Origin of the sequence: Nocardia carnea (genome assembly GCF_029869215.1) — a bacterium.
Taxonomy (GTDB): Bacteria; Actinomycetota; Actinomycetes; order Mycobacteriales; family Mycobacteriaceae; genus Nocardia; species Nocardia carnea_B.
Window position 1 is genome coordinate 42,020 of record NZ_JARWPM010000350.1, and the last position, 6,848, is coordinate 48,867.

A 6,848-nucleotide genomic window follows, 5' to 3' on the forward strand; every position below is an offset into this window, starting at 1 on the left:
ATGTCGTTGCCGAGTGATATGCGCGCGTTCAATCGGTCCGTGGTGGAGAATTTCCGCGCCAATGGCGGGGAGATCACGATGGAAGGAATGCTGAAGGGGTCCGATCTCGTTCTGCTCACCACCGTCGGCAGGCACAGCGGGCGGCAACATATCGTGCCGCTCGGCTACCTGATCGACGAGGACGATCGCATCGTGCTGTGGGCGTCGAATATGGCCGCCGCCGAGCATCCGGCGTGGTATCGGAATCTCGTGGCCAATCCGCAGGTGATCGTCGAGCGGCCGACCCCCGCGGGTATCGATCTGTTCACCGGTACCGCGCATACCGCGACCGGGGCCGAGCGCGAGCGGTTGTTCCGGATGCTGGAAGAGCGCTTCCCGCATATGGCCGCACATCAGCAGCAGACCGAACGGGAGATTCCGCTCGTGGTGGTGGAACGGGTGTCGGGGCTTTCCGGCTAGCCACCCGGCGATCCATATCGGCGTCACAGCGCCGACCCGGGTGCGCCGCGACCGGTCCCGGTGCACCGGGGCAGTCTGTACCCATGAACAGCGTCGCCCGTATCGTCCAGGAGGTTCTTCGCACCGTCACGCGCGGCGAGCCGGACGTCACGGCGCTGGCGCGCTCGCTGACCGGGCTTGGCCTGGACGAGGAGACGATCGGCGAGATCGTCGACCGGGCCGGTCGCGACCGGGCCGAGGTCGCGCGGCTGCGGCGGCGCGAACAGGAACTCACCGCCCTGTTCTCCAGTGCCCGCGATCTGGCCGAGGTCCGCGATATCGACGCGCTGCTGGCCAGATTGGTGGCCCGCGCGCACGAGATGATGGGCACCGACGTGACCTACCTGTCGGAGTTCGACCCCACCACTCGCGACCTGCATGTCCGCAAAACGATGGGCGCGGTGACCCCGCAGTTCCAGGATCTGCACGTCCCGGCCGGTTCGGGGCTGGCGAGCCGGATCGCCGATACCCGCTCGGCGCAGTGGGTGCCCCGGTACAGCGAGTACGTGGAGGGCCCGCACGTGGAAACCATCGACGAGGCCGTTTTCGCCGAGGGGATCGTTTCGATCCTGGGTGTGCCCATGCTGTCCGACGGCACGGTGCTCGGGGTGCTCTTCGCCGCGACCCGGCAGGAACACCGGTTCACCCCGGAGGAGATCGCGCTGCTCTCGGCCCTGGCCGACCACGCCTCGGTGGTGCTGCAAACCGCGAATATCCTGGCCCAGCTCCGGGAGTCGCAGGACCGCACCCGCGGCGCCCTGGAGAAATTGACCGAACACCTGGAGGCGCGCGACCGGTCCAGTGCCGTCCACCAGGAACTCGTCCATGCGGTGCTGTCCGGCGGGGGCTTCCCGCAGGTCGCGCGGACCTTGGGGGCGGCCCTGGACCGGCGGGTCACGATCATCGATACCGAATCCTTCCCGATCGCCACCTCCGCAATGGCCGCCGAGGAGCAGGTGCGGGTGAGTCTGCCGCCGGCGGTGCGCGCCGCGATATCGCTGAGCCGGTCGAGCGGGCACTGCCGGTCCGTCGAGAACAACAGGTCGGTCGAGGCGGTCGCTGCCGTCACGGCCGGAGAACTGTTCTTCGGGACCCTGCTGCTCGGCCCGGGCAGCGTGGAACTCGGGCCGGTGGAGCGGCGCACGATCGAACGGGCGGCTCAGGTCGCCGCGCTGCTGGCCCTGCAGCAGCGGGCGGCCACCGACGCGTACCGGCGGGAGCGCGGGGAACTGATCGCCGACCTGCTGGATACGTCGCCGGAACGGCGGCGCGATATGGATCAGCGGGCCCGGACTCATCGCCTCGCACTCGCGGAGCTGACCACGGTGCTCATCGTCGATGTACCCCCGGCCCGCCGGGCGGGTGCCGAACGGGCGGCCGCGGCATTCATCGGCGACAAGGGTCTGGTCGGCGAGTATTCGGCCGTCGTGGCCGTGATCGGATCGGCCCTCGACCCGATGGCCCTCGCACACGATCTCCGGGCGCATCTGGTCGGCGCGCTCGGGGCACCGGTACTGGTCGTCGCGGCGCCGCGAGCCGGGTCCGCCGCGGAACTCCCGCAGCTGTTCCGTACCGCCCGGCAGACCGTGCGCCTGCTGGCCGGGCTCGGCATCGACGACCGGGCGGCCGGCACCGACGAATACGCCCCGTACACAGTGCTTTTCGGTGCGAACCCGGAAGCGTTGCAAGCGTTCCTCGACCGCACCATCGGACCGGTCGCCGACTACGACGCCCGGCACGGTACCGATCTGCTCACCACCTTGCGGACGTTCGTCCGGCACGAGGCCAGCCCGACCAAGACCGCCCGGGCCCTCAACTATCACACCAACACCATCCTCCAGCGCCTCGACCGCCTGAAGGCCCTGCTCGGCGAGGATTGGCGCCAGGACGAACACCTCTTCCGCATCTCGCTCGCCACCCGGCTGGACGAGCTGCGCTCGGTAGTCCGGCCGTGATGCCGGATGTGCCGATACTCCATAGAATCGCGTATTTCATGTGCCGAGCACACATGTCGCGGGTTACAGCGCGACCGTAGCGTCGGAGCCGGCAGATGTTCACCGGGGTCGTCGGCACGGCGACCTCGCGATGTGGAGGGCGTAGTGACCGTCAACAGCAGAATTCCCGGATTCAAGGACTCGTCCGTCGAGCAGCGGCGCGCGGTGGTCTCCGAACGGACCGGGGTTGCTGTCGCGGACCTGGCCGTTCTCGACCCCGCGCGGGGCCTGGCCACCGAACAGGCCGACCACATGATCGAAAACGTGATCGGCGTGCTGGGCATCCCGATCGGTATCGCCACCAATTTCCGGATCAACAGCCGGGACTATCTGGTGCCCATGGCCACCGAGGAACCGTCGGTTGTCGCCGCGGCCAGCAATGCCGCGCGGATGGCCCGGGTCCAAGGCGGATTCTTCACCTCCGCTACCGACCCCGTGATGCAGGCGCAGATCCAGCTGCTCGATCTCCCCGATCCCGAAGCCGCGCGGTTGCGCATCCTGGAACACCGCGCGGAAATCGTCGCGCTCGCCGACGAACAGGACCCGACCCTGGTCCGGTTCGGCGGCGGTGCCCGCGACCTGCACGTACGCCTGGTCCCCACGCGCACCGGCACCCATGTGGTGGTGCACCTGACGGTCGATGTGCGCGATGCGATGGGCGCCAACGCGGTCAACACCATGGCCGAGGCCATCGCGCCCCGGCTGGCCGCCCTCGCCGGTGGGCGCCCGCTGCTGCGGATTCTCACCAATATGGCCGACCGGCGCCTCGTCCGGGCCCGCGCCGTGTTCGACCGCGAACTACTGGGCGGGGAACAGGTCGTCGACGATATCGTGCACGCCTCCGCCTTCGCCGAAGCCGACCCGTACCGTGCCGCCACCCACAACAAGGGCATCATGAACGGCATCACCGCCGCCGTACTGGCCACGGGTAACGACACCCGCGCCGTCGAAGCGGGCTGCCATTCCCACGCGGTCGGCCCCGACGGGCGGTACACGGCGCTGTCGCATTTCGAGAAAACCGCCGACGGACACCTGTCGGGAACCCTCGAGGTACCGATGGCGGTCGGGCTGGTGGGCGGAGCCACCAAGGCGCACCCCGTCGCGCAGGCGGCACTCGCGATCCTCGGCGTGCGGTCGGCCACCGAACTGGCCGAAGTCGTGGTGGCGGTCGGGCTGGCGCAGAATCTCGGCGCCTGCCGCGCGCTCGCCGCCGAAGGTATTCAGCGCGGCCATATGAGCCTGCACGCCCGGACCGTCGCCGTCACCGCCGGCGCGAGCACCGCGGAACTCGATGCCGTCGTGGCGCAACTGATCGAGGACAAGAACATCCGGGTCGAGCACGCCGAAAAGGTGCTCGCCGGCTTGCGGGGCCGGAGCTGAGATGCGTCCGGATACCGAAACCGTTCGCCGGCCGGCGCCCCACGTACACCGCCGGCCGGGTCTGCCCGCGGCGGTCCGGGTCTACGAAGTCGGCCCCCGCGACGGGCTACAAGCCGAAGCGGCCGTGGTGCCGACGGCGGCCAAGGCCGAATTCTGCCGGCGGCTCGTCGCCGCGGGCGTGCCGGCCGTCGAACTCACGAGTTTCGTCGCACCGCGCTGGATTCCGCAGCTCGCCGACGCCGAGGAACTGATGGCAGGGCTCGACCTGCCCCGCGGTACCAGGCAGGTGGTGCTGGCCCCGAACCGCCGCGGGTTCGATCGGGCACTGGCCGCCGGGGCGACGGAACTCGCCGTGTTCGTCAGCGCGACCGAGACCTTCGCGGAGAAGAACCTGCACACCACGGTCGACGGCGCACTCGCCTCCGCACGCCCCGTAGTGGACGGCGCCGCCGCGCACGGGCTCGCCACCCGCGCGTATATCTCGATGGCCTTCGGGGATCCGTGGGAGGGCGCTGTCGGCACCGCGACGGTCGCCGATCTCGCCGAACGCCTTCTCGAGATGGGCGCCGGCTCGATATCGCTGGGCGACACGATCGGGGTCGCCACGCCCGGACACGTGCACGACCTCCTCGACACCCTGTTCGCGCGCGGTATCCGCCCCGAGACGCTGGCCGTGCATTTCCACGACACCTACGGTCAGGCGCTCGCGAACGTCTACGCCGCGCTGACCGCCGGCATCACCGAATTCGACAGCGCGGCCGGCGGCCTGGGCCGCTGTCCGTATGCCGCCGGAGCCACCGGAAACCTCGCCACCGAGGATTTGGTGTGGATGCTGCACGGGCTCGGTATCGGCACCGGTATCGACCTCGAAGCCCTCGCCGCGACCTCCCGGTGGATGTCCACCGTGCTCGGCCGGCCCGCACCCTCGCGAGTGGTCACCGCCCTCGCCGCCTCGACATCCTGACCTGTCCGACCCCCTCGACGCCGACGGAGTACCCATGTCCACCGAAACCTCGCCACCGGCCGGAACCCCGCCACCCGCAGCGGGGGCGGCGCCGGCTGCCCCGAACACCGGGCCCGGCGGCGAACACCCGCAGTACCTGGAGGTCTGGGGCGATACCGTCGTCGGCCGGCACCTGGCCGTATCCGTGGTCGTCGGTATCGGTGTGAGCCTGGCCGCGCTACTGGTCTCCGAGCGGGTGTTCTCCGCGTTCGTGACCAACGATTCACTCGCCGACGCCTATGCCTTGCTCGTGGGTATCGCCGGCTGTGTGGTGGCCGGAGTGATCTGCGGACGGTTGTTCCGGCCGAAGCGGATCGTGGTCACCGACGCGTCCGAAGACATTGCCGTCGGTGAGGTCATCGCCACCTTGCGGGAGGAACGCCAGGGCCTGGGGTCGCTGGACGAACTGCCCGAGCACACCCGGCGCGAACTCGACGATCTCGGGCTGCGCGCCCGGTTCGCCGCGGCCGAACGCGATGGTGCCGGGGCCGCGTCATGAGTGCGATTCTCACCAGCGATATCGCGCTGGCCGTTATGCTCGCCGTGGTCGGCGCGATCGTCTTCTCGCTGATCGGCATGGTGTCGGGTACCGACGAAACCGCGACCATCGCCCCGCTGACCCTGCTGGTCATCCTGCTGGGCGCTCCCCCGGCGGGCGTGTTCACCTTCTTCCTCGCCGGAGCCGTCGCCAAACATATGACGCATGCGGCGCCGACGACACTGCTCGGCATACCCGGGGACACGATGGCGGTGCCGCTCCTGCGGGAAGCCCGCATGCTGCGCGCGCTCGGCGTCCCGCATATCGCGCTGCGCAAAGCGATCTCCGCGGCGCTCATCGCCGCCGTGCTCGCCGTACCGGCCGCCGTCCTGTTCGCCACCCTGCTGGCCCCGGTCGCCGATACGGTCCAGTCGGCGGCGCCGTGGTTGTTCCTGCTGGCCGCGGTCGGTATCGCCTATGCCTCGCCCGGCAAATGGGCGGGTGTTCTCGCGCTCGTACCGTTCGTCGTGCTCATCCTGGGGCTCAAGCAGCTCACGGAGTCCTACGACGTCGCACTCAACATCAGCTACTTCCTCGGTATCGCCGTCGGACCCCTGATCGCCGACCTGTTCCTGTCGCTCGGCCCGCAGGGACGCGCCGAAATGGCCCGCAAGGAACCGGCCACGGTATGGCTGGCTCCCGATGTCAAGACCTGGAAGGGATACTTTCCCAACCCGTTCCGGATACTCGACCGCGGGCAGACCGGTTACGTCGCGGCCACCGCCACGGTCTCCAGCGCCACGTTCGTCTTCAGTCCGGTCGCCATGACGGTGCTGATGGGCGAGCTCGTCGGGGCCCGTATCAAACACGGTTACCGCCGGCTCACCTCGGTGATCGCCGCACGTAACGGCACAACCGAATCCACCTATATCGCCGAAGCGCTCATCCCGCTCATCGCGTTCGGGCTGCCGTTGAGCCCGGTGGCCGCCGGGCCGGCCGCACCGTTGTTCAACGCCCCACCGGTGTTCACCACCGACGACGGCAACGGCAATATCGACAACCTGTCCACCGCGCTCACCAATACCGAATTCCTGCTCTACGGACTCGCCGCCGTCGCGGTGGCGGCGCTCATCGCCTATCCCTTCGCGATGAACTTCGCGCATCGGGCCGCGAGTATCGTCGTGCGCTACGTGAGCCACGAGGCGATCATCGCCGCGTTCGCCGGGCTGGTCGTGGTGATCAGCGTCTGGGAAGGCGGGATCCTGGGGCTCGCCGTGACGCTCACGGTCGGTCTGGTGGGCGGTCTGCTGTGCCGGTTCTTCAAGATCCACGCCGGGGTGTTGTTCATGGGCTACTACGTGGCGGTCCTGACGATTCCCGCGATGCTCGCGCTCTGAGACACCGCCGCAGAACTCGTCACCGAATACGGCCTGCGCCGCACCGTGCTCACGGTGCGGCGCAGGCCGTACTGCTTAGTCAGCAACCCCGCTCGGTG

6 protein-coding genes are annotated in these 6,848 nt (G+C 69.2%); all 6 read left to right on the forward strand.

From position 1 onward, the window contains the following. The 6 genes from QH276_RS24570 to QH276_RS24595 all read left to right on the forward strand — a co-directional run bounded on the left by QH276_RS24570 (position 1) and on the right by QH276_RS24595 (position 6,750). A complete protein-coding gene (locus QH276_RS24570) occupies positions 1-459 on the forward strand; it encodes a nitroreductase/quinone reductase family protein (RefSeq protein WP_280398779.1) in 459 nt (152 codons plus the stop codon). An 83-nt stretch (positions 460-542) separates the two neighbouring features. Beyond that, positions 543-2,453 (forward strand): helix-turn-helix domain-containing protein, encoded by a 1,911-nt coding sequence (locus tag QH276_RS24575; RefSeq protein WP_280398780.1) that lies wholly within the window; start codon positions 543-545, stop codon positions 2,451-2,453. Between the two features lie 144 nt (positions 2,454-2,597). Then, a complete protein-coding gene (locus tag QH276_RS24580; RefSeq protein WP_280398781.1) occupies positions 2,598-3,872 on the forward strand; it encodes a hydroxymethylglutaryl-CoA reductase, degradative in 1,275 nt (424 codons plus the stop codon). 1 nt (position 3,873) lies between these two features. Beyond that, a complete protein-coding gene (locus tag QH276_RS24585) occupies positions 3,874-4,836 on the forward strand; it encodes a hydroxymethylglutaryl-CoA lyase (RefSeq protein ID WP_280398782.1) in 963 nt (320 codons plus the stop codon). Between the two features lie 34 nt (positions 4,837-4,870). Continuing rightward, entirely contained in the window at positions 4,871-5,374 is a 504-nt protein-coding gene (locus QH276_RS24590) for a hypothetical protein (protein ID WP_280398783.1), read from the forward strand. After that, a complete protein-coding gene (locus QH276_RS24595) occupies positions 5,371-6,750 on the forward strand; it encodes a tripartite tricarboxylate transporter permease (RefSeq protein ID WP_280398784.1) in 1,380 nt (459 codons plus the stop codon). Before QH276_RS24590 ends, QH276_RS24595 begins: the two co-directional genes overlap by 4 nt. Positions 6,751-6,848: the final 98 nt, after the last annotated feature.

Coding starts and splice junctions, on each gene's coding strand:
- QH276_RS24570 (WP_280398779.1), top strand. CDS start 1: ATGTCGTTGCCGAGTGATATGCGCGCGTTCAATCGGTCCGTGGTGGAG.
- QH276_RS24575 (WP_280398780.1), top strand. CDS start 543: ATGAACAGCGTCGCCCGTATCGTCCAGGAGGTTCTTCGCACCGTCACG.
- QH276_RS24585 (WP_280398782.1), top strand. CDS start 3,874: ATGCGTCCGGATACCGAAACCGTTCGCCGGCCGGCGCCCCACGTACAC.
- QH276_RS24590 (WP_280398783.1), top strand. CDS start 4,871: ATGTCCACCGAAACCTCGCCACCGGCCGGAACCCCGCCACCCGCAGCG.
- QH276_RS24595 (WP_280398784.1), top strand. CDS start 5,371: ATGAGTGCGATTCTCACCAGCGATATCGCGCTGGCCGTTATGCTCGCC.